We start from the raw sequence: 23,815 nt of genomic DNA on the forward strand, positions 1-23,815 counted from the left end.
TCCATTTGTTCCTTTGATTATCCTTGTTTTACAACACGATCTAAACGCTGAATTAAAGAGGGTTCCCAGTCAGATACAGACATATCTTGCACCTGAGTTTGCAAGGTTTCATATTGCTCTACTGCCATAGCAGCTAGTTTATTTTGCTTAAGTGTGTCGGCTAGCAGCATGCGCCAATAGACACTGTCTCTTGGTTCTTTTGATTGCTTTAAGCCTTCATTAAGCATGCCCAAGGCAACCGAAAGGCCCCCTTCTTTAGCTAGACTAAAAGCTTCTTTTCGTTTTTCATCCCATCCAATCGACATAGCATTTTGATTGGATGATTGCTCTTCAACAGAAGATAACCATTTCTGAGTCTCTTCATTCGCGAAAGGGATACCACTTTTAAAGGAACATTCAAGCACCTTAGGTAAACGTTGAATAAAGTTTAAAAGTTCCGTCTGGATCGCTTGAGCACAATCAGGTTTATTCAGTTTTGTCGCGATACGATAACTTAAGAAGTGACCATCAAACCAAAAAGGAGACACTGTCAGGCTTTGCTCTACTTTTCGCCACAAAGCCAAATCTGCCCCTCGCTGTAAATGCTCTTCGTATTCACGAATTCGATCAGGAGAGACTGGCATCAATTGTGTTTGCCCATTTGCATCGACCTCAGGCAAAGCTTTGATTGACTGCCATACCGCAAAGCGTCTTAATCTTAATACCAGAGCTTCAGAGCCATCTAGGTCAGCAAGAAAGTCAGACACTTTTAATAAGGTTTGCTTAATTGCCCTATCACTGCTGCCATCAATCTCTATCTTTGCTGCTTTGCTCTCTGCTTGATCAGCACCACCTTCGCTCTTTTGTGCTTGCGCAGCTTTTGTCACCTCATTTTTTTGTGTTAAAAATGCAAATTTACGAGTTAAGCTAGACTCCATTGCATCAATATGGTCTAGCGGTAAAGACAAAGTATCAGCAGCTGCCTTCAAACTAACAACCGCTTTATCTAATTCGCTTTTAAGATCCGAATCAAACATTGCTACATCAAGCTTTTCAGCCGCCTGCATACTTCTATTCGCAATCTGACTAAAAAACTTTCGTCTTGGTAATAGGCCTCTGTCTCCCGGTGCAGGGAAGCAGGTTTGCCAAAACGCCCCCATAAAGTCAGATAAAATATTAATCGATAAGGTAAAGCGATCTGGTGTTGTTTTATGCTGTAAGCACTGCAACAAATAGGTCAGCAACTTTAAGTCTTTCGTTTTGTTTTCAAGTAGGCTCATAGTGCTTTTTTCAACTTCATCCCATTGCACATCCGCATGGGATAAAGAGCCAACTTTCATCATTTGGCTTTCAATAAAGTCCAATAAGGTATCTTCTAAGAGCTTGCTACCTACTGGGCTATCTGCACTAATAGGTTTTAAGATTTTTTCACGATAAGTCATAAGCTTCCCCTACCAATCGCACTTTTCACGTATTGGTTTAATGGTGCTAGCAAGATTCAAAGAATCAAATCTAAGCCCATCAATGACAGGAGAATTAGATCTCAACACCAGAGAACGAGAAGAAATAATCGCCTTCATCGCCTTAATCGCTGGGACACCACGACCCGTTCTTAATACAAAACCATCTTCGTCACTGACCCATGTTTGAGTATCTTTATTATCCCCAAAGATACTGATATTCACCCTAGCATCTTGTAATTTTTGGGGTAACACCAACTCAACCCGACTAATAGTTTCAAGGCAACTTAGCATCAAAATGGGGGTTGAGTGGTTTTCCAACATGCCCGTAGTTTTCTGTGATTTTTCTAAATTTGGCATTGCCGATGAAGTTACCCAAACACTGTTATTTAATTCAGGCGTATCACCATAGGTAATTTTAAAAGCAGAAGATTCGCCTCTATCTGTCTCTGAACTAATTGCCCTAGCCATAATAGGTAAAGCATTAGGTTGAATTACTTCATCCACTTCAAACTCAGTACCAAACACCTCATCAAAACAGCTTAATCTTGCTAACCTTGAAGCAACCAGACTACATTCAACTCCGGCTACACCAAGTCCTTTTAATAATCCAATATCTTCAATCGCTTTATTAGCTTGAGCCCATGCACTAACAGGAAGAACCAATAAAAAATAAATACAAAGAAATGTGACCCTCATGCTTCTATCTCCAGCTTTAAACACTTATGCGCTAACGTACGCTTTGGAATTCCTAAACTTTCAGCTGCTTTAGCTCTGTCACCACCAAATTTCACCAATCTGCTACGGATAATATCGATCTCATAACCTGTTAGAGCACGCTTTAAATCCCGTATTCTTTCTAAGTTTGAGACATTCGAAACAGAGGTTTCTGCGGTTTCTTGAATCGGGGCATCAAACACCAATAAATTTTGTACTCTATCTCTGACTACGCTGAGTTTAATTTCCTCTTCATCATCAGTTTGAATACAAGCAAACTCGATTAAATGCCTTAGTTCACGTACATTTCCTGGCAAGTTACATTGCTTCAATAAATCTAAAGCTGAATAGCTAATCCCACGAACTGAGGTCTGATGCTTTTCGTTAAACTGCTCAACAAATTTAAATGCCAACTCAGGAATATCAGCAGGCCTTTTAGACAGTGCAGGTAACATGAGTGGGTACTGAAACAATCTGTAATAAAGATCCTGTCTAAAATCTCCTGATTGAACAGACTTCAGTAAGTTGACATGAGTCGCTGCCACTAACCTAAAATCAGACGACATCTCTTCTTTTGCACCTAGCGCTCGGTATTGACAGGTTTCTAATACACGTAATAATTTTGCTTGTAATGAAGGTGACATATCCCCTATTTCATCAAGAAACAAGGTGCCACCATTGGCCTGAGCAACTAAACCTACCTTTTTACTATCAGCACCAGAAAACGCCCCTTTCTCATAACCAAAGAGCTCACTTTCTAACAGGTTTTCAGGAATAGCAGCACAGTTAATTGCAATAAATGGCTGATCACTTCGATTGGAGTAATCATGTACAGCACGTGCCACCAGCTCTTTACCCGTACCGGTTTCGCCTTGCACCAAAACGGTTAAAGTTGATTGAGCTGCGATAATGATTTGCTTTCTAAGCTTTTGCATTTCATCACTTGATCCAATTAAGCGCCCAGCAAGGGAGAGAGCGCTTTCTTTCTGCTCTCCCTCTTTCTTAAGCCTTTCAATTGAACCGACAAGATCAACTTTTTGCGTTGCTTGATTACCAATGTCCTTAATAAAACCTAACTGGTTCATAAAAATCGCACTGTACTCTTGCCACTCCACAAGTTCATCAAGGTGAGTGATTTTTCCCATTGCTCCAACCATCAAAACCATGGCCTTCACTTTTGCATTACCTGTTGGCAAAGGGTAAATCGCCACCATTTCATTACTTGAAGGCATACCTACCAGCGCACTGAATCCAGCATCAGAACGCCAGTAAAGTAATTTTTTAAGACTCATGCACATAGGCGTTGCCGCTTGCAGGACATGAGAAAAGGGGTTGTTAAAGTCATTAACTTCCCACTTTATAGATTGGGGGTGATCTATCACCTCAAGGTGACTGCCATCATGCGAAGGCATGATGACATGAGCAAGAGATAACCCTATTTGCTCCTTCAAAGTAGTGGTGTATTGATTAATTAAAGCAGTCTCATCACGAAGCTCACCCTGCTCCACAGCTTTCCTTAGCCATAAATTCATCTAGCTATTCCACCTCACCAACAAAATCACCATCAACAACAGACAGATGAATACGATTAACCGTCTCTCTTGCCGCCAATCGATCCAGCAAAGCAAGGGAAATAGGCGGTAACATTTGGCCTTCGATGATGGCCTCTAACATACGTGCACCATTTTCAGAACGAGTTGCACGTCTCATAATTTCGGTAATCAATTCATCTTCAATAACAACATCTGCTTGGTATCTTTCAATAAACAGCGCTTCCAAATGAGACAATTTCGACCTAACAATTTGCTCAATAACATCTTCAGCAAGAGGTAAGTAAGGCACGACTTCCATACGGGCTAATAAGGCTGGCTTGAAGAAGTCACACAACTCTGGATACAGTTGCTCTTCTATCAAGTTCGGCGTTTCAGCATTATCAACTATGGTTTGATAACCTAGGTTAGAGGTTAAGAAGAAGACCACATTTTTGCAGTCAATCACTCGACCTTCGCCGTCTGCCAATTCCCCTTTATCAAAGGCTTGATAGAATAAGTTAAGTACTTCAGGGTGCGCTTTTTCGACTTCATCTAACAGAACAACTGAGTAAGGCATTTTGCGAATCGCTTCGGTTAATACACCACCTTCGCCATAACCCACATAACCAGGAGGTGAACCAATTAAACGCGACACGGTATGCTTTTCTTGGAATTCAGACATATTAATTGTCGTCAAAAACTGCTGGCCACCATACAACTGATCGGCAAGTTGCACGACAGTTTCAGTTTTACCAACACCACTTGGCCCCACTAGAAGGAAAGCGCCTTTAGGACGACCAGAACGACGCAAATCCGCTCTTGCAGTCAACAAGTTACGATGCACTCTTGCTATCGCAATATCTTGCCCTTTAATCGCTTTACCTAGAATTGCAGGCAAATTGGTAATTTTGCTCAATTCATCCGTATTCATTTGATTAACAGGTACACCCGTCCAATCAGCTATAACTTGTGCGATTTGCTCCACATCTACTTCTGGGTAAATCAATCTTTGATCATGAGGGATGGCATCATATTCTTGATATAATGCTTCAAGTGCTGCCAAATCGGATACTGGCTCAATGTCTAGCTCGGCATTTATCGCAGAATCAGTTAAGTCAGATGTAAGTTCAGCATCTTCAACAAACTCAGCTACCATACCAAGCACATCATGCTCTACAGTTTCTTCATCGCCAGATTCTTGCTGTGTTTCGGGTGCAAGAATACGTTGTCGAGCCAACACAATTTTGTCGACAAGTGCTCTTTGTTCAGTCCATTGTTTATGCAATGAATCATGTTCTTCTTGATCTGCCAAGTCATTGGCTAATAACTCATCCAACCTTGTTTGATCTATTGGACGTCCAAGCTTTAGTTGGCGATTTAACATATCAATTTCCAACTGTCGTTGATGACTTTGACTGTCAATTGCAGCAAGACGACGCGGTGGCGCGGTCAAATTAATAGCGATACGAGCGCATGCGGTATCAAGAACATCAATGCTTTTATCAGGTAGCTGTCGGCCCGAAACATAACGAGCGGATAACTCAGCAGACGCTTTTAACGCTGCATCCGTAATTAACACGCCATGGGCTTTTTCATACACGCCATGAAGGCCACGCATGATATCGCAAGCTTGATCTACACTCGGCTCTTCTAGCTTAACTAACTGAAAGCGGCGTGTTAACGCTGGGTCTTTTTCGAAATATTTTTTGTATTCTTTCCAAGTTGTCGCAGCAACTGTACATAGCTCGCCACGGGCAAGTGCAGGCTTTAATAAGTTAGCAGCATCGCCACCCCCTTCCTGATTACCCGCACCAATCAGTGTGTGTGCTTCATCGATAAATAGAATGATTGGTGTAGGAGATTCTTTTACTTCATCGATTATAGATTTTAGACGCTTTTCAAACTCACCTTTTACCGATGCACCCGCTTGAAGCAAGCCTAGATCTAGCGATAAAAGATCAACTTTTTGTAATGACTCTGGCACCTTGCCTTCAACAATTCTCAGTGCCAGTCCTTCAACCACCGCACTTTTACCGACACCTGCATCACCCACAACAATAGGATTGTTTTTGCGACGGCGACAAAGGATATCAATCATTAAATTGATTTCGTCATCTCGACAGATAACTGGATCTAACTCACCTTTACGCGCTCTTTCTGTAAAGTTGGTACAGAATTTCGCTAACGAACTCGAATCTGCATTTAACGCGATTTTATTACTCTTACCTGAATGGTCGTTTTGTACTGTCTCAGCAGAATCCATCAAAATTTGAGTAAAATTCTTTCGCAGTGTTTCACGATTAATCGATTGAAAGGTATTTATAAGTGCAAAAGGTAAATAACGATCAGGGCGCATCAATGCCGCTAAGAAAATCGCGCCAGAACGTAATTCTGTTTCGTTCAATTCAGTTGAGGATAGCAACCAAGCATCTTGCAATAACTCCACTAAAAGAGGTGAAAATGCAGGATAAGTTGCATTACCTGTTTCACTCGTTAGGGCATCACCCACTTTATGTTTAATTAAAACATGATCAAGATTAGCGCTTTTCAACATGACTCGAATATCAGAAAAAGGGTTTTCTAATATGGCAAACATAAGGTGCTCAAATGTCACCTCAGGGTTCTGACGACTAATACAGTTAGAAGCAGCCTGCTCCATGACTAACTTAGTTTGACTGTTTAACTTACTTATTAAATTTGATAATTCGATCTGAATCACAGGTTCATCCTTTACTGCAATATCTGGTTAAGTTGTTCTAAAACATCGGTAGATTTATTGTGTAAGTTGATATAAAACCCCACAAACAGCAGGCTCCAGCCTCCTATAAATCCCGCAAAAAGTGTCCAAACTGGCATTTGTCTTGATAATCGATACTTAGTTCTCACCACATGATCAGCCGCATGGGTCAATTCTTGTGGCTCTTTTTCATCCAGCTTTTGTAAAATGTCATATAGATGAGTAATAATTTTTTCATACTCTTCTAGACCGTTATTAATCACGCGATAACGGCCCTTAAAGCCCAAGCACAAACATAAATAAATAAATTCAAGTTGCTGCTGATAACGGCCAGGATCACTCTCTAATCGAGATAAAATGGTATAAAATTTCTCCCCACCCCAAGTCTCATTATGAAAGCGTGTCAGTAATGAGTGTTCTGCCCACACACTTTCAGCCCCCCAACTTGTGTTCATCACAGCTTCATCAACGAAACAGCAAAGCACATATCGATAAGCGAGAATGACGGCATGCTCATAGCCTGCTTCGGTAAGCTCCACCTCAATAGATTTCACTTCTTCTACTGCTTGCTCATAAATTTTGTCAACGTTATCGCAACTAGACAGACGCCTCACTCTCAACGCCATGCCCATTAATGGCGTCGCGGCATCGATCAACTGATTGATATTTGAACCACGTAACTTAAACCAGTAGTCCTGATCGCCATCTATATTTTTCACTTCATCAAACAACAGATTGTCGTAATTCTTTTCCGCTTCATATTCCATTCCTTATTTACTCCTTACGGCCCAGAATTGCAGATCGATATCTGGGAATTCACCTGCCACATGGAAAGCAAAGCCACTAGAGTTTTGCAACATACTCCATGCTTGGCTGGTTTTATCCAGTTGATAATAGGTATAACCAGCGTGGTAAGGCAGCTGCCTAGGTGCAACAGGCAATGGGGTTACCGGAATACCAGGTAACTGCAATGAGATGAGGTCGCGAATCTTTTCAACAGAAGCCACTTTAGTTTGTTGGATAAACAGTTTACGCAACTCATCAAGCGGCATTCTCGCTTTCACAGCGATGATAAAGTCAGCATCTTCAACCAGTTCAGGGTCTTGAACTGGTGCCACCATAAGGCCATATTTACGTTTTTGCAGTTGCAAAGAAACGGCTCTTGGCTCAAGCACAATACTCAATGATTGACGTAGTAAAGACATTACAGAATTAAAGGCTGCCACAGGCATATCATGGTTATAAGCTTCAAATTCAGCGGGCAATCGACTTTCATCAGTAAATGAAGCCAATTCACCACATAAAGAAGTTAGACTTTCATAAAGACGCTCAGGATGAAGGCTTCTCAAAAATGACAAGTGACGTAAATGAGGTTGCATGCGATTCAATGCTTGTAACAACATAAAATCAGATACATCAGCAACACCACCTTGGCCAGGTGCGCCGATACGTTGTGCAATATTTTTTGCTCGTTCACGCATTAAGCCTGACATTTCACCAATAAAGCGATGCAAGATTGGCACAGCACTGACATTAAGATGACAAGGAATAAAGTTGGCATCCAACATCACGCTGCCGTCAGGCCGCTTTTCTAAGATACGAGCAATAGCAATAGAGGCATAAGCACTGCGATCTTCTTTTTCCAGCATCAAACGAATACGTACTGGGCTAACATCAATGGATGTAGTGTCCCCTTGCACCGTATGAATATCTCGAACCTCTTCTTTACTGGCTTGGTAACGCCCAGCACCTGTGCTATCTGGCCAAGTAATCTCAGTAATAGAGTCACTTCTTAAAGGAATAGCGAGATAAATAACCTGGCCAGCTAAAGCACCATCTGCAATTTCTAATGCATCTGGTTGAACATCTTCTTGAGGGATTCTAAAGATGGTGCCATCAGGCATTACCCCGACCGCTCTTTCGATAGCAATACGGCCAAAACTCAAATACTCAGGATTTAATGCAATATCAGTCACACCGTATAGGTAACGGCTCATTGACCCAACTCGCTCGTCAACCATGTATTCGATATAGCGCAATTGCTGCTGGAAGTGTTGTGGCTTGATAAATAGCCCTTCATTCCACACCACTCTATTTCTGGATGACATCTTATTCCACCTTTTCCAAAATCACTTCATTTTCCTTAAAAAGTGTCAGTAGATGATAATCTCTACCTAACGGCTTAACCTTCACAACTTTCTTCCATTGACTTGTGTCTGGATCCGAGTAACTGACCATGATCCCGATATAATTTGTGTCTTCATCTACCTCAATTGCTTCAATAAACTTGAACTGGCTTGGTAAAAGCACATAGTCATAGTTATCGATATAGTTACTGCTTAACGCCTTCTTATAGTCTTCGATTAACTGCTCATAATCGGCAGACATAAACATAGAGTCGTCTTCTAGTTCGAACACAGTAAACTCAATCGGTGTTGCCTCTCCGCTTGAATTAGGGTTTACCTTTTCATCCGCTAACATACTGATCGTCACGCGTGTCGGTTCCAACGTAGGATCATAAGTAACAGGACTAGATGAACACCCAACTAAAAAGGCCAGCATGAAAAACACCCACACTAGACGAGTATTCACGCTTAGTTCTCCCTTTGAATATCGCGTAGTTTTTTATCGTAAAATTGATCAAAAATTTCCCAGAAAAGCTTTTCAAACCCTTGTTGGCGATTTGAAGCTAACTCTTTGAAATAGCTTTCATACATGTTCCAAGCCCACTCTTCTTGAGATTCTTGGGTCAATTGACCTGGGCGTCTGTAATTCATAAAACGGCGCATCAGAACATCAGGAGAAAAAGCATTTAAGATATGAGTTAAAGCCTCAGAAATAGCTGTTTCAACGGCCGTATTATGGTGTTGCACAAGCTTTAGACTTTCATCAATAGCAGCAGGAGCAGACAGATGAACTGGACTACGATTAGAATCAAACATGGTTAATACTGTTTGTTCATAAGTCATACCAAGACGTAAAGGATTATCTTCTATTGGTTGAAGGTTTTTATTCATACCACCATAACGGCTTGTTTCTACTTGCTTGTGGATATCAAGCACACCAACGATAGCAGCTTTTAAAGAAGCGCCCATTTCTTCAGATAACAACTGCAAATCAGCCGCGTTATCATTACTGGCTGCATTGACACCTAGCCCACGAAAAATAGGCCCTGTAACCATGTGATTAGCGTCTTGGGAAGGCACCTCTTGGCTAAAATCCATGCCCATTTCTTTTTCTAATAAATCCAGTACTTCTTCATCCATTTGACTTTCCTTAGTGACTACATTCCAATTCGTTGGCGTATTTTTAGTGAGATTAGTAAGCGTTTTTTGCGATTGTTTTTTTAAGTTTTCTGCCTTAGCTTTCGCCTTAGACAAGAACCCTCTCTCTACTTTTTTCAAACTATTCTGTGAACTCGCTACTTTTGTTGAAGCATGGGACTTTAAAAAAATTGCAGAATCAAAGTCTCTTTCAGAATCCGCCTGAACTAATAACTCTGGACCCTGCCATATTTGATCTTTTGCTAATAAATAACCCGCTAGCTCTGCTTTTTTCACTTCCTCTTGGTCGGGTTTTACTTCTTCAATTAGGCTCTCAACAACGTCCTTTTGCTCTTCCTCTAACTCGTCTAGCGCTAATAACGGGTCGTAAGCAATTTCTTTATGTATTTCTAATGGGGTTTCAATTAAATCAAACCGATTCAAGTTCAATTCATCTTCATCAACACTAAAGAGTCTATCGATTGTCTGAGGGCCATCAGCCATCTCCTCAGCACTCATCTCAAATGACACACGAATTTTATAAGGGCCGATATGAAGCACATCTTTTTCATTAAGCCTGGCCAAGGTTTTTCTACCAATCGCCATGGATGAACCATTGATATAGGTCGAATTGCTCACATCAGATAAACAAAAGAATCCATCCACATAAGTAATACGACAGTGGTTTTCTCTTACGTTGCCGGCACCGTCTTTCAGGCACCAATCATCCATTAGTCCTGACCCGATAGAGCCACCACTGGCAGTAAACACAGTTGAAGCAGTAAGCCCTGCTTCAAGCAGTTGTGCATTTGTCACAACAAACGAAATCACATCATGATCTGACATAAGTGTCCGCTTAGCCCCTTATTTGTATCCGTACTTTTCTGTTTTGATTCGTACTTCCCATAAAGGAAGTCCAACCCAGTGAAAATCCATTTTCGCCACCCAAACTTAACGAAGGGGCTTCTACATGCTTTAATTCAAGTTCTAAATCAAATGCCATTTGTTCGCGCAAGATAAACTCAATCAACTTACAAAAAGGCTGATACTCTTTGCCAGATGGCAAAAAGTCAGCAAAGCGCTCCTGTGTTAAACCCTTAACACAGATAATAAATTTGCCTGTACAGTCATTTACCTCATCCCCTATGATGGTATCTTCACCTAAGCTTGCATTAGCAAGTCCTAAGCACATGGCTTGTTCTACTGGAATCTGCACTTTTCTCACAACCCATTGCTCAATACTCACATCTTCAAGGTCAAAACAATGGGCCACAATCCCAGAGACAACTTGTGGAGAGCGGCTACGACCCGCCAACATGCCCGCATAAGAAAGCATCTTGCACCAGTTAATAGGGGTTTCGCCGCGCAAGTTCTCATCAGCCAAGCCAACAAGAGCAAAAAGTTGCGCAGAAAAAGCATCACTCGCATCCTCTTTAAACCTCACGTAATAGCGATACTTACGCCATACTCGATAAACAAGTGATATCAACCTGTGGTTGAAGAAGTCTAAAAAAGGCCGTCTTACTCCCCCCTCTTCCTCGGATGCGATTTGCTCCAAAAAGAAACCAGGTAAAGGTGATTGAGAGCCAGACAACCCCATAAAAGTTGTCTGCAATTGCACCTGACCTGAGTCAGCAGCGTTTAGATCAGTCACATCACTGGCAGGAAATCCCATACTTGGGTTTGCAGTAAAAAGCATTCTGCAAGCAAGCTCCCACTCTTCACTTTCTGGATCTTCTTCTAACAAGCGATGAAGAAGCTCAACCAATTGGAAAAAGTTATAGTTTTCAGCGTCCTGGGGTAAATTTGAAATCATAATACAGTCACCTAAATTAGCGGTTGCACACCAATTTTTGCGCCCCAGGTATAACGCTCATTGTTGCTCGAATTAATCACCACCAATTCATGGAAAGAATTAATACTTGCGTATAGGGTAAAAAAGCGACTTAACACAGTGCCAAACAAATACAGGTCACCTTCTGAACCAAATGCAGACTGATCTAAGGTGATCTCAGATTGCAATCCACGAACAGGCAAACCTCGCATGATTTTTTCAATCGGCTTAGAGGTCACCCTAGTAATACCTTGCAAACGTTGTTGGGCAACAATCTCTGCCTGTCTATCAACTAAGGCTCTAAAGTCGTAAGCACGCAATACGGCACTTAATGCGTCTTTAGATAGTAATGATAAATAGTTCAAAGACAGATTAGAGATCAGAGTCCACAACAAGCTTCCATCCAAAACAGGTCTTAAAGCCTGGGTTGGTTCAGTAATGTTTTCAAAGGTCGCAAAGGTAGGCGAACTGGCTGTAGGTTGGCAGATATCACCACATCCCAACTCAAGCGGAAGTTGACGATTACTACAGGTAATACGTAACGAAATCGCCTCGCTCATGCCAACAGCGGTTGTCTCATCACTGCGTACAAATGACATAAAATGATCAAAGCCGTCATTACGAATGCTGTCTTTTACACGAACACGATAATAAAGTGCTTTTCTATGACGAGTTCGCTCTATCTCATGCTGAAAACTTTCAAATGGCGTGTAAACTCTAGGCTTACCTCTTTCTCTTCCATTTTGTGTTTCTTGCCAACCTTCAACTTTATCAACACTGAAAATTTCATAATTTGCAGGGTGTCGGCTTGAAGGTGTTATTCGGTATTCGCTGCTTTTACCATTTAAATCAATCGGATCAGCATCATGTTCAAAAAGATTTATTGCAGGAGCACAATAAAGTTGAAAACACTCTTGGCGCACTCTCACATCAGCAGGAATCATTTTGGAAAAACTAAATCGAATGGTTAAATCACCGTTCATAGATGTATTAACAAATTCGCCTATCGATTTTAAGTCAAAGAATAAAAAAGCCTCTTGAAAGCTCAGATACTCTTGTAAAATACGGTAGCCTTCATAGACATTTTTGGGATAACTCAACAATGCATCTTGGCTTTCAAAACCCGCTAATTTAAAGCAAGATTTTGGAATGGATACCGTCTTACCATTGCTAACAATATCAATACGAGTCAGGTAATGGCTAAGCCATAGATAGAGCATTTGCGCACTATAGGACTGGCCACCGATATAAAAGCGTAGATCGGTTAAATCAATATCCACTAACCTTTGATCACCTAAGACTTTAAGGTCTAAATCAATTTCAGATGAGTCTCTAAAATTAGTAGTTTCTACAGATTGACACTCAAGTGGATATACATCCATATCGCGGCAAGTGCGAAACTGGCAAACCGTTTCTAAAACAGGCTTACTATCTAGGTAAGTACCTTTTTTAATTTGCTGACGCGCGCTAATAGATTTTTCCGTCGGAAAAAACTTAACGATAGTCATGCTCGGAACAGGTCTTAAGTAGTTAGGCCATAACATACCTATGATGGAGTGAGTAAGTTCAGGAAATTCATCCTCAACCTTAGCGCGTAAGCGCCCAGTTAAAAATGCAAAACCTTCTAATAAACGCTCGACATCTGGATCAGTTGAGCCACCATTTAAGAAGCGTGACAACTGAGGATGTACTTGTGTAAATTCCGCGCCTTGCTCTTTTAAAAAGGCAAGTTCTTCCCTGAAATATTTATCCTGCGACACAACTAAAATACTCTGTATTTTCTACTATTATCTAGCAACAACTGAATCTGAACGTTTTCATGTAAAGCTTTACTGCTAATTTTTGCCTCAATTTGAAACCTTAAATTCAAAGGACTATTGAGATCCGAAACTACCCGTATTTCCATACAATTTAAACGCGGCTCATATTTTTCAAGACAATGACGTATGGCAAACTTGATTTGGACAGCAAGATCATTGCTGCCCAAAGTCGCATCATTAAAATCAATCAAACCTAAACCAGGAGCACTTTGTGCCTCTCCCAAGCGTGTGTTCAACAAATTACTAACATTACGTTTTATTGACTCAAGCACATCACTAGGATCTGGCCCCTTAGTTACAGACCTTAGTGATGATCCAGCTTCTAAGCGTTCAAAGAAGCTGACACCATACGCACTCTCTTCAAGTGCGATATACGACATAAATTACTGATCCAAACGTCCAACAAGCGATAGTTCGAAGTTTGCACCCATGTATTTAAAATGAGGACGGACAGAAAGTGACACTTGATACCAACCTGGATCACCCTCAACATCATGCACTTCAATTTTTGCAGCACGAAGAGGACGACGACTACGAACATCAGCTGGCGGGTTTTCTTGGTCAGCAACGTACTGCTTGATCCAGCCATTCAATTCGCGCTCTAGGTCTTGTCTTTCTTTCCAAGAACCAATTTGCTCACGCTGCAATACTTTAATGTAATGAGCTAAACGGTTAATAATCATCATGTAAGGTAACTGAGTACCTAACTTATAATTCGTTTCTGCTTCTTTACCTTCTTTAGTATTTGGGAAGATTTTTGGCTTTTGGATAGAGTTCGCAGCAAAGAATGCTGCATTATCACTACCTTTACGCATTGTTAAGCCGATGAATCCTTCTTCAGACAACTCAAAGTCTTTACGGTCAGTGATTAGCACTTCTGTAGGGATTTTAGAGTGTAAAGCTCCCATAGACTCAAAGACATGCACAGGCAGATCTTCAACAGCACCACCGCTTTGTGGTCCAATCACATTTGGACACCAGCGATATTTTGCAAAGCTATCAGTCAGACGGGTGGCAAAAGCAAACGCAGTATTCCCCCACAAATAACTTTCATGCGAGTCACTTACACTTTCACTGTAGTTAAACTCTTTAATTGGGTTCTCAACAGGATCATAAGGTACACGAAGTAAGAAGCGAGGCGCTGTAAGGCCGATATAACGAGCATCTTCAGTTTCACGTAATGAACGCCACTTCGTATATTTAGGGCTTTCAAAGGTAGATTTTAGATCTTTGATGTTTGAAATTTCTTCGAAAGAATCAACACCGAAAAACTCTGGCGCTACACCAGAAATGAAAGGAGCATGTGCCATAGCACCAACACTACCCACATATTGTAATAACTTCATGTCAGGCGTTGAAGGCGTAAAAGCATAATGACCAATAATTGCACCAACTGGTTCACCACCAAACTGACCATAACCAGCAGAATAAACATGTTTATAAAGGCCTGATTGCGTAGTTTCTGGTGCAAATTCAAAATCTTCTAACAACTCATCCTTGGTTGCGTGAAGTAGTTCTATTTTAATATTTTCTTTAAAATCAGTACGATCGATCAACAATTTCAATCCACGCCAAGCAGACTCCATTTGTTGAACTGATTCATTGTGTAAAATCGCATCGACTTGAGTACCAATCTTTTTATCCAACTCAACAAGCATTTGATCTACCAAAGACTTATTGACGATATCGATTGCTTGGCCTGAGCCGAGTAGATTTTCAATAAAGGCAGTTACACCTTTCTTAGCAACACCATAACCTTCTTCATCTGGCGCCATCTTAGTTTGGGCCATGATTTCATCTAGCAAACCCACTTGAGCTTGGCTTTGCTGTTCTACTACCTGTTCTTGTTCAGACATAACGCTTTACCTTTAACAATCCTTATTAAAACCGCCCAAAATTACTCAGTAACTTCAGGTTCTTCCGCTTCATTTAACAGCTCAAGCTCTGCCAAAAGCTTTTCTCTAGACTCATCCGATGTTAACAAGTCTTGCATACGTGAACGGAACGCAGGCACATTTCCAAGAGGTCCTTTAAGTGCAACCAAGGCTTCCCTTAGCTCAATTAACTTATTTAACTCAGGAACTTGTTTAACAATTGAATCAGGCGAGAAATCAGCAAGTGATTTAAATTCTAGGTTTACAGCAAGGTCTTGCCCTTCTTCATCAACCAATTTATTTGGCACTGAAGCGCTTACAGATAACTCACTTTCACGCATAACAGATGTGAAATTATTTTTATCTATTGAGATTGCTTCCCTATCTTCAATAGGTGCATCTTCTGTATGACCTTTAAAATCGCCTATTACTAACGTTTTTAATGGCAGCTCGATTTCTGATTGAACATCACCAGTATTTGGAACATATTTAATATTAATACGTTCTTTTGGTGCAACACTTTGTTCCTTTGACATACCTTCCCTTTAACTCCAATTTTTAAAAACATAAATCAAAACTAGTAACTAAATTTGAATTACATTTAAACTCCATTTAGATATTCCATTATGCATCCGAAAAATGCAGGGGAGAGATTATCAATAAAAAATTTGTTTTCAATAGCCAATTTCCTACAAAGCAAAAAACATATTTTTTGTTTTTCGATATTTAATGAGATACAAATAAAACGACACAAAATTCATAAAAGTGTAAAAAACTTAAAAAAAACCACTTTTACCACCTATTTAAGCTATTTTATAGCACTAAACATAATTTTTGTTTATCTCTATTGCTTTTTGATAAGCATCTTTTTTATTTCTAAGAGATATATAAACTTACAATAAAACTGCATTTTATGCTTATTTCATTTAAAGTGAATTGCTACTCACTTTAATAATTAATAAAAAATTACATTTATATTTTTTTATTAAAGCATCAATAATCATTAAATATATCGAAATGTGCAATTTACTACACATTTCAACATTAAATGGGATCAATCACTAATCAAAAAAAAACACTATAAAATGAAACTTTAGAATTAGATCGAGCACAAAAAAAGCCACACAACAATAATTGTTGTGTGGCTTTCCTAAAAAACAGCGTTTAAACTTGTGTTTTTTATAAGCTTATAACTTTTGTTATAAACTAAGCTTCAACTGGCGCTCTCCAGTCATCAGAACCAGATGTTCCAGCAACTGTGTGTTCCCAATCAACTTTACGGTACGCTAAAGAAACTTCTACTAACTGAGTAAACTCAGATTTAGATGAGTCTTGGCAATGAGGCATTTTACAATCGATATTAACGATAGTTGCATCAGTTAATTTAGTTGAGAAGAAATGCTCTTGCTTACCTTCAACTGAAGTGCGGTACCACTTCAATTCAACTGTTGGCAATGCTTCACCAGAAGCTAATGCGTTGTACATTAGAGGCACTGATTTATTTAGCGCTACTGTGAATTTGAAAGGCTTGTGTACACGTTGACCAGCAGGTTGGCCTGATTGTGGGTCAGTAGGTACAGTAACGATGTGGTCGAATTGCTGAACAAGCATTTCGTCTTCGTGACCTTCAACATAAATGTTACCGACAGAATCTGCAGTAAATGAACCTGCTGTGATGTTACCCTGTGTGTTACCTTCAATCGCAATGTAGCATGGAGTTGGCATAATATAATCCTTATAAATGTGAACCGCAGTTCCTTAAATAAAACGTCGTACTCATGTAGACACCTGTATAAAAGCAAACGATATGCCAACTTTTTTAAAAATGCTAAAACAAAAACACAAAGCATTGTTTTATATAATTTTTTTTATTTTATAGAAACCTAAAAACCACCCAATCAAACTCCTAAGATCAGTCTAAGCAATTAATTGCTTAAGCTATAAGCCATTAATTGCTTAAGAGTAAAATCTTGCTTAACTAAGGCTTTTATAGATGGCATAAAAAAAGCCGCATTAAGCGGCTTTCTATTATTCAATAGCTCTCTGGTAAATAATCAGTTCAACTAACCCACATTAACAGTGCCACCACCAGTAAGGGCTCCGCCACAATCAACAGGGTCACCACTTCTTGCTACTGGCATACCATCCGCGAAAACACTTCCAGAGCCACCAGCGATAGATCGACCATGAGGCGGGTGCTTTGGCTTAGAGTGCATTTCTAACGGATCACCCATTCTCGCTATTGCCGCACCATCTGCTTTTACCGTGCCAGAACCCGCTGTAATTGCGGTTGGAGGAAAGCCATCATGATCCAACCCTTTATCCCCTACTTTTGCAGCATTTCCCATTTTAACTTCCCTTTAAACGTTCATTTATTATTAGTTTAGGTTTATTGCTGCACCAGAAACATGAACACCTGCCGCATCCACTTTTACAAAGCTACCACCTGCCGACAAAGTAATCTCATTCCCTGCATCAAGAACGACATTTGCACTACCACTTAATTGAATATCTAAACCTGCATCTATCACGAGAGCTTTAGCTTGCTTTCTTTGTAAGCTTTCAAGCGTTTCACTCTTTTTATCGCCTTTTACTTTGACTCGACATTCACCCATCACACTAAGGTGATCATTAGCACTGATAGTTTGAGCTCGGTTATTTTGAACATCTATGTGCACATCATTTTCAATCGTATCAATTCGATCATTAAGCACTTTAAGATTTAAATCCTTTTGTGCGATTAAAGCGATTCTTTCCTGTTCTGCCTGATCTTCAAAAGCTAACTCGTTATAGCCCTCACCTTGATGACTTTGTGTTCTTAAGACAGTTTTACTTTCATGTTCTGGTAGAGCATATGGAGGAAGACTCATACTGTTAAACACCCTACCTGTAATAATGGGCTGGTCAGGGTCACCTTCTAAATATTCTACAATCACTTCATGCCCTATCCTTGGTAACGCCATAACACCATATTGAGATCCAGCCCAACCATTTGAAACTCGTATCCAGCAACTAGATAAATCATCGCCACTTGCATACCTATCCCAAGGAAACTGAATCTTTACACGGCCATGTTCATCACAAAAAACCTCTTCTCCTTCAGGCCCAACGACGATAGCTATTTGAGCACCATCTATTCTTGGCTTGGCATTGATATCTGCTCGCCAAACAACATCGTGAGTAACCAGCTCAAACTCATTACCATAACGAGTCATACCCTCTCCACCCATCTCTTCCAAAGCTTGTGGCTGTTCGCCCTCGTGAACAACCTGTGTTACTAACCATTCTTGATTACACATATCATCAGGATGATTTTCGAGAAGCATTTTATATCCAGCAGATAAACTCGCTAAATTACTTCCACCTAAGGCTTGAACTGACTTTTTACGCAATGACTGTAGGCGATATTGAGAAAAGGCAACGCCAGAAGTATCAGATTTGTACCGACCAGGCGCATCAAAATGTTCATAATTAGCGTTAATTTCACCTTCAGCATTGGCCAGCTGTAAAAATGAATAGTCAGGTTGTTTAAAGCTGTAATCTTTTAACGTAACTAAGTCCGGTGCCAATTCATTCACTCGTTTAAAGGATTGAATAAAAGGCCCCCCTTTACCACCAGCCGCGGTTGCATTATATGAACAAGTATCGTGAATTTGAGGTAAGACCTGATTGTTATCACTAAATATTAGGGTATGCTTTTCATCCGCTTGGCTAAAGAAATAAAACAAACCTTCCTCAGCTGTGATTCGCTCAATAAAAGCTAAATCTGTTTCCCTGTATTGCACACAGTATTCACGTTGCTCACACTCTCTTAATGTCGAAAAGGCATAATCATTGATCCCCATTTCCTGCAAAAGAATTGAGATAATTTCTGGCACAGTTTGTAATTGGAAGATACGACTATTTTGACGCAACTCACTACGACTTAACGCGGGCACCATCACTAGGTGGTAATAGGTATGGTGATGGCCTGTGTCACCTTGAGAGAACTTCTTCACTATGCCGTGCCAAGACTGTTGTTCAACCTCATCTAAGCTCACACACAGGCTCACATTCTTATCTAGAATCGCTTCAGGTGTATGGTTTTCAACTCTACTCGCCAAATCAACCGAAAATTCATAAGTGCTAGAGATTGCTTCTATCCCTTTAAATCGTGTAACCACGAAATCTTTCTCTTCAAAGCCTTCAATGACTAAGCTAAAACGCAATCCAGTTTGTAATTCCATTTACCTATTCCATCTTAAAACACTGATAACACGAATATCCGACTGCCTTTAAGCAAATAACCAGCCAAGATCACAAAGCTATGTTTTAACAGTGTTTTTCTTTAAATTTCGCCAAGCCACGCAATAACTTGCTCAAATTGAGCAAGTTATTGCCCAAAACCTGATTCCAAACCTCCCTAAGCAGCTTTTTACCTAGAAAACCTGCGAACAAGGTTTAAATTAAATTCATACTTATTAATTTAAGTAACCTGCGATTAAGTCACCTCTTCTCAGTCTTTTCAGAAAACGTATCACGCAAGGCGTTACTTTGATGTAATGTAGGTACCCTTCGAGAAGTAACAACACAGGGTGTTACTTTTTCTGAAATGCCGTTTAGGTACTCTTAAAAGACCCGAAGGGCGTGGTCTAAAAGCCCTACTTTTATGTTGAGAACCTTATCAATAGAATAACTATTAAGTTGCGCTCCTCGCCATAAATCTAGCGGCTTTTATCCTCACGCTGAGGCGGGAGGACTTATTCGAAGGCTCCTTAACTTATTGCTTCTATTAGATTTTTTATAAAAAATCATCTTTGTGGCGAAAAGCAAACAAGGCAGGCACTTTAATAACAAGCAAATTTTAAATGCGGCCTGTTAAACTTCGTCCAGATTCAATCACTTAAATAAAATGGATTTTATATGCTCACCATCTATGACTTAAAACCTAAGTTTCAAAACTTACTCAGACCTATTGTGCAATGGCTGGCTGACAAGCACATAAGGCCAAATCAAGTAACTTGGTTTGCACTTTTTTTATCAGGTCTTTTGGGTGCTTTTATCTACTTCAGTAATGGAGCGGCATGGTCTTTGCTTTTATTGCCCGTTGGCCTTTTCATACGAATGGGGCTTAATGCCATCGATGGTATGCTGGCCCGTGAACATGACATGCAAACCAAAGAAGGCGCAATGCTAAATGAGATGACAGATGTAATTGCTGATAGCTTTATCTATCTTGCGTTTGTCAGTATTCCTTTAGTTGAGCCTAGCCTTATCGTGCTGTTTGTTATTATCAGTATTTTCACTGAAATGGCTGGCATTGTGGGCCAAGCGATAAACAATGACAGACGATATGATGGCCCTATGGGTAAAAGCGACAGAGCATTTGCTATTGGCCTTGCAGGTGTATTAATCGCATTCGAGTTAATAAATAAAGAATGGCTTTTATATTATTTACTTTTAGCTATTTTACTCAGCATCGTGACCCTTTATAACCGTATGAAAAAAGGCACTCAATAAAACAAGAAACAAGCTAAACACTCATTGGACGAAACGAATATCAGGACGATAAATATGGATATGCAAACAGGTACATTTGCCAGCTTTGATGGGCAATCCCTCTTTTACAGAAAGTGGCAACAGACTGAAACGAAATCAAAAGTACTCTTGTTGCTTCACAGAGGGCACGAGCACTCAGCTCGCCTTCAAGAAATTGCCGAGAACAAAGCCTTTTCTGATTACACCATCTACTCTTTTGACAACAGAGGCCATGGCAATACAGCAGTAAAAGCCACCTTTGAATTTATGCACCTTGTCAGAGATTTAAATGCTTTTGTCTCTTTTGTTTGTGATCAAGAAAACATAAACGAAGAAGATATTTTTGTAATAGCAAACTCGGTAGCAGGTGTTGTAAGCGCTACTTGGGTACATGACTACGCGCCAAAAATTGCTGGCATGGCACTTATTGCCCCTGCATTTAAGATCAAGCTATACGCGCCTTTTGCCAAACCAGCCTTAAAGCTCGCCATTCAATTTAAGCCAGAACTTAATATCACCTCATATGTAAAATCTAAGTTTTTGACTCACAATAAAGCAGAGCAAATAAAATATGATAATGATGGGCTTATTACGCCAAACATCCCAGCAAGTCAGCTCACCAGCCTCTTAGATACAGGCGAACGAATTGTTGCTGATGCAGCCATGATCACAACCCCGACATTAGTGCTTTCAGCAGGTAAAGACTATGTAGTGGACTCTAAAGTTCAAGGTGACTTTTATGCCAACCTTTCATCTCCTTTGAAAAAGTTTGTTGCTCTGGAAAACTTTTATCACGGCGTACTCTATGAAGATAATGCCGAAATAGCCATTGATGAAATCGCAGCGTTTGCCAAACAAGCCTACGCCAACAAAGCTACAGATTTAAGCCAAAAACTCATCAATATCACAGAGCAAGAGTGCGATAAAATAAGCTATGGTTCTATGCCAAAACTCACCAGAGTTAACTTCGCATTACAGCGTATTGCAATGAAATACCTTGGCTTTATCAGTAAAGGGATGAGGATTGGCTTGAAATACGGTTTTGATTCTGGCGTGACTTTAGACCATGTTTATAAAAATCAGCCAGAGGGCAAAACATTAGCCGGTAAATTTGTTGATAAAGGCTATCTCAATAGCATTGGTTGGAAAGGCATAAGACAGAGAAAAGTACATAGTATCCAAGCAATTAAAGACAAGATCGAACAACTAAAAGCGCAAAACAAACCAGTTAGAATCCTAGACATCGCAGGCGGCCCTGCCAGATATCTGGTTGAAATCGCTGCAGAATATAAAGATGTCACAATACAAGTTAGGGATTATCAAACTCAAAACATTGAACAAGGGCAGACCTTAGCCAAAGAAAGAAACCTGACTAACATCCATTATCAACAAAGCGATGCCTTTAGTCCTGACTCCTACTTAAATGATGAATTTAAGCCAAACATTGTGATTATCTCAGGCGTATTTGAACTCTTTCCAGATAATAATCTGATAAAAAATGCCATCCAAGGGGTGACATCAATCATAGAAGATGAAGGCTTTCTTATTTACACAGGACAACCTTGGCACCCTCAACTTAAACAGATTGCCCATGTATTAGGTAACCACCAACAAAGTCGCTGGGTAATGCGTCGTCGTAGCCAATATGAGTTAGACAATCTATTTGCTCAGCATGGGTTTGAAAAAGATAAAATGCATATCGACAATTGGGGGATATTCACCGTGTCCTCTGCTTTGTTTAAGGGGGAGCAATGCTAACGTTTCAAGCCGAAATGCATGCTCAAGCAAAGCTGAAAGAACGTATCATCTGGCTACTCTATCTGGGCACTGTGTTCTTTTTACTTTATGGCGCAGCCAATGAGTTTGCTAGCCTGACAGCACCACACTTCTCATTTTATTTTGAATGGGAGAAGCAGGTAGACTTTATTCCAGCATTCATTGTGCCTTATATGTCATCAGATCTCATATTCGTTATTGCCTTTTTGCTCCCTCAAACACGCCTTGAACTTAGGGTATTAGCACTAAGAGTACTCTTTATTGTGCTTATTTCTGTGATGATATTTATTGCCTTTCCTTTAGAGTTTTCATTTACTAAACCCTCAACCGAAAGTTACGCTTTTCTCTTTAAATTACTCGAAGCAGATAAACCCTTTAATCAGCTCCCTTCCTTACATGTAAGCTTTGCCATCGTTTTTTGGTTTAGCATGAAAGAGACCATCAACAACCACCTCATCAAGGCAATACTGCTCTCTTGGCTACTGCTTGTAATCGCTTCAACCTTGTTAGTTTATCAGCATCACTTTATTGATTTACCAACGGGAGCATTGGTCGGCATTCTTGCTGTTTTATTCATTCGGGAGAACCAAAACAAGGTATTAATCACCAAGTTTATGACACCAAGACACCTTAAAATGGCCTCTTACTTCCTAGCATTAAGCATAGGTTTGATGGTCATGAGTTTTGCCCTCAGCCCTATCTTTCTCTACTTTTTCCTTTGCTGCTTTAGTGTCAGTATCATTTATGCTTTTGGTCTAAATCATTTACTAGATATCAGTTATAAAAAGGCAAGGTTAATACGCTGGTTTATCCTCTTCCCCTATTACTTAGGGTGTAAACTTTCTTGGATGCGTTATAAAAAGTCACTTCCTCTTGTTTCTAAGGTCGACAGCGGGGTTTACCTAGGCAGACACCCTAGCATTGGCGAATATTCTAAAATCAATGCATTAGGGGTAAAACGTGTCATTAATTTAGCAACCGAACTTCCGCTTAACAAAACCGCCTTGATACAACACAGGTTTAATTTCTTGGATCAGACCATTCAGTGCCCTAAAGCCATTCACAAAGCCGTTGTCTTGATAGAAAAGCATAAGTCAGACGGCATATATGTACATTGTGCTTTAGGCCTATCTCGATCAGTGATTGTGATATGGGCTTGGATGTTATTTAACGGGAAAACCAATGAAGAGATAACAGAACATCTAAACGAAATTCGTCCGGATTATGTCAAATCTAAGTACATGGAAGTGAATATATCCCTGTATCAAAAATACTTAAACAGCCAATTAACTTAAGGAACCTGCGA

General features: G+C 40.1%; 19 protein-coding genes. 3 read left to right on the forward strand and 16 right to left on the reverse strand.

Translation table 11 applies throughout. The features are described 5' to 3' along the window. Nucleotides 1-17: 17 nt before the first annotated feature. From tssA to Q0A08_RS06340, 16 genes are all read right to left on the reverse strand, one after another. A complete protein-coding gene (gene tssA / locus Q0A08_RS06265) occupies nucleotides 18-1,421 on the reverse strand; it encodes a type VI secretion system protein TssA (RefSeq protein ID WP_438465621.1) in 1,404 nt (467 codons plus the stop codon). 9 nt (nucleotides 1,422-1,430) lie between these two features. After that, on the reverse strand, nucleotides 1,431-2,138 hold the full coding sequence (gene vasI / locus Q0A08_RS06270) for a type VI secretion system-associated protein VasI (RefSeq protein WP_438465622.1): 708 nt from the start codon (nucleotides 2,136-2,138) through the stop codon (nucleotides 1,431-1,433). Continuing rightward, on the reverse strand, nucleotides 2,135-3,688 hold the full coding sequence (locus tag Q0A08_RS06275; protein WP_438465623.1) for a sigma-54 interaction domain-containing protein: 1,554 nt from the start codon (nucleotides 3,686-3,688) through the stop codon (nucleotides 2,135-2,137). The genes vasI and Q0A08_RS06275 overlap by 4 nt, the downstream gene beginning before the upstream one ends. Before the next feature lie 4 nt (nucleotides 3,689-3,692). After that, entirely contained in the window at nucleotides 3,693-6,407 is a 2,715-nt protein-coding gene (gene tssH / locus Q0A08_RS06280) for a type VI secretion system ATPase TssH (RefSeq protein ID WP_438465624.1), read from the reverse strand. 11 nt (nucleotides 6,408-6,418) lie between these two features. Next, on the reverse strand, nucleotides 6,419-7,192 hold the full coding sequence (gene icmH / locus Q0A08_RS06285) for a type IVB secretion system protein IcmH/DotU (protein ID WP_438465625.1): 774 nt from the start codon (nucleotides 7,190-7,192) through the stop codon (nucleotides 6,419-6,421). A 3-nt stretch (nucleotides 7,193-7,195) separates the two neighbouring features. Then, a complete protein-coding gene (tssK, locus tag Q0A08_RS06290; protein ID WP_438465626.1) occupies nucleotides 7,196-8,533 on the reverse strand; it encodes a type VI secretion system baseplate subunit TssK in 1,338 nt (445 codons plus the stop codon). A gap of 1 nt (nucleotide 8,534) precedes the next feature. Further along, a complete protein-coding gene (gene tssJ / locus Q0A08_RS06295; protein WP_084616492.1) occupies nucleotides 8,535-9,017 on the reverse strand; it encodes a type VI secretion system lipoprotein TssJ in 483 nt (160 codons plus the stop codon). Between the two features lie 2 nt (nucleotides 9,018-9,019). Continuing rightward, nucleotides 9,020-10,534, reverse strand: a complete 1,515-nt coding sequence (gene tagH, locus Q0A08_RS06300) for a type VI secretion system-associated FHA domain protein TagH (RefSeq protein ID WP_438465627.1) — start codon at nucleotides 10,532-10,534, stop codon at nucleotides 9,020-9,022. 10 nt (nucleotides 10,535-10,544) lie between these two features. After that, entirely contained in the window at nucleotides 10,545-11,504 is a 960-nt protein-coding gene (gene tssG, locus Q0A08_RS06305; protein WP_438465628.1) for a type VI secretion system baseplate subunit TssG, read from the reverse strand. Nucleotides 11,505-11,515: 11 nt separating this feature from the next. Further along, the gene (gene tssF, locus Q0A08_RS06310; RefSeq protein ID WP_438465629.1) at nucleotides 11,516-13,282 is read right to left on the reverse strand and encodes a type VI secretion system baseplate subunit TssF; all 1,767 of its coding nucleotides are present in this window, start codon (nucleotides 13,280-13,282) and stop codon (nucleotides 11,516-11,518) included. 2 nt (nucleotides 13,283-13,284) lie between these two features. After that, a complete protein-coding gene (tssE, locus tag Q0A08_RS06315) occupies nucleotides 13,285-13,722 on the reverse strand; it encodes a type VI secretion system baseplate subunit TssE (protein ID WP_046019737.1) in 438 nt (145 codons plus the stop codon). A gap of 3 nt (nucleotides 13,723-13,725) precedes the next feature. Beyond that, a complete protein-coding gene (tssC, locus tag Q0A08_RS06320; protein ID WP_046019736.1) occupies nucleotides 13,726-15,198 on the reverse strand; it encodes a type VI secretion system contractile sheath large subunit in 1,473 nt (490 codons plus the stop codon). Nucleotides 15,199-15,239: 41 nt separating this feature from the next. Next, nucleotides 15,240-15,752 carry a type VI secretion system contractile sheath small subunit gene (gene tssB / locus Q0A08_RS06325; protein ID WP_046019735.1) on the reverse strand — a complete coding sequence of 171 codons (513 nt, stop codon included), beginning with the start codon at nucleotides 15,750-15,752 and terminating at the stop codon, nucleotides 15,240-15,242. Between the two features lie 670 nt (nucleotides 15,753-16,422). Continuing rightward, complete coding sequence (locus Q0A08_RS06330) at nucleotides 16,423-16,941, reverse strand: Hcp family type VI secretion system effector (protein ID WP_046019734.1); 519 nt, start codon at nucleotides 16,939-16,941, stop codon at nucleotides 16,423-16,425. A gap of 338 nt (nucleotides 16,942-17,279) precedes the next feature. Further along, entirely contained in the window at nucleotides 17,280-17,564 is a 285-nt protein-coding gene (locus tag Q0A08_RS06335) for a type VI secretion system PAAR protein (protein ID WP_046019733.1), read from the reverse strand. Nucleotides 17,565-17,594: 30 nt separating this feature from the next. After that, on the reverse strand, nucleotides 17,595-19,442 hold the full coding sequence (locus tag Q0A08_RS06340; protein ID WP_438465630.1) for a type VI secretion system Vgr family protein: 1,848 nt from the start codon (nucleotides 19,440-19,442) through the stop codon (nucleotides 17,595-17,597). Nucleotides 19,443-20,118: 676 nt separating this feature from the next. On the opposite strand from Q0A08_RS06340, the gene Q0A08_RS06345 reads away from it, so the two are divergent. From Q0A08_RS06345 to Q0A08_RS06355, 3 genes are read left to right on the forward strand one after another with little or no spacing between them, the layout of a single operon-like run. Continuing rightward, nucleotides 20,119-20,715, forward strand: coding sequence for a CDP-alcohol phosphatidyltransferase family protein (locus Q0A08_RS06345; RefSeq protein ID WP_438465631.1), 597 nt, complete (start codon nucleotides 20,119-20,121; stop codon nucleotides 20,713-20,715). Between the two features lie 54 nt (nucleotides 20,716-20,769). Continuing rightward, the gene (locus Q0A08_RS06350; RefSeq protein ID WP_438465632.1) at nucleotides 20,770-22,491 is read left to right on the forward strand and encodes a bifunctional alpha/beta hydrolase/class I SAM-dependent methyltransferase; all 1,722 of its coding nucleotides are present in this window, start codon (nucleotides 20,770-20,772) and stop codon (nucleotides 22,489-22,491) included. Beyond that, the gene (locus Q0A08_RS06355; RefSeq protein WP_438465633.1) at nucleotides 22,485-23,804 is read left to right on the forward strand and encodes a dual specificity protein phosphatase family protein; all 1,320 of its coding nucleotides are present in this window, start codon (nucleotides 22,485-22,487) and stop codon (nucleotides 23,802-23,804) included. Before Q0A08_RS06350 ends, Q0A08_RS06355 begins: the two co-directional genes overlap by 7 nt. The last annotated feature ends 11 nt before the right edge of the window (nucleotides 23,805-23,815 follow it).

The sequence above is a fragment of the Marinomonas sp. PE14-40 genome, from assembly GCF_051623805.1.
Taxonomy (GTDB): Bacteria; Pseudomonadota; Gammaproteobacteria; order Pseudomonadales; family Marinomonadaceae; genus Marinomonas.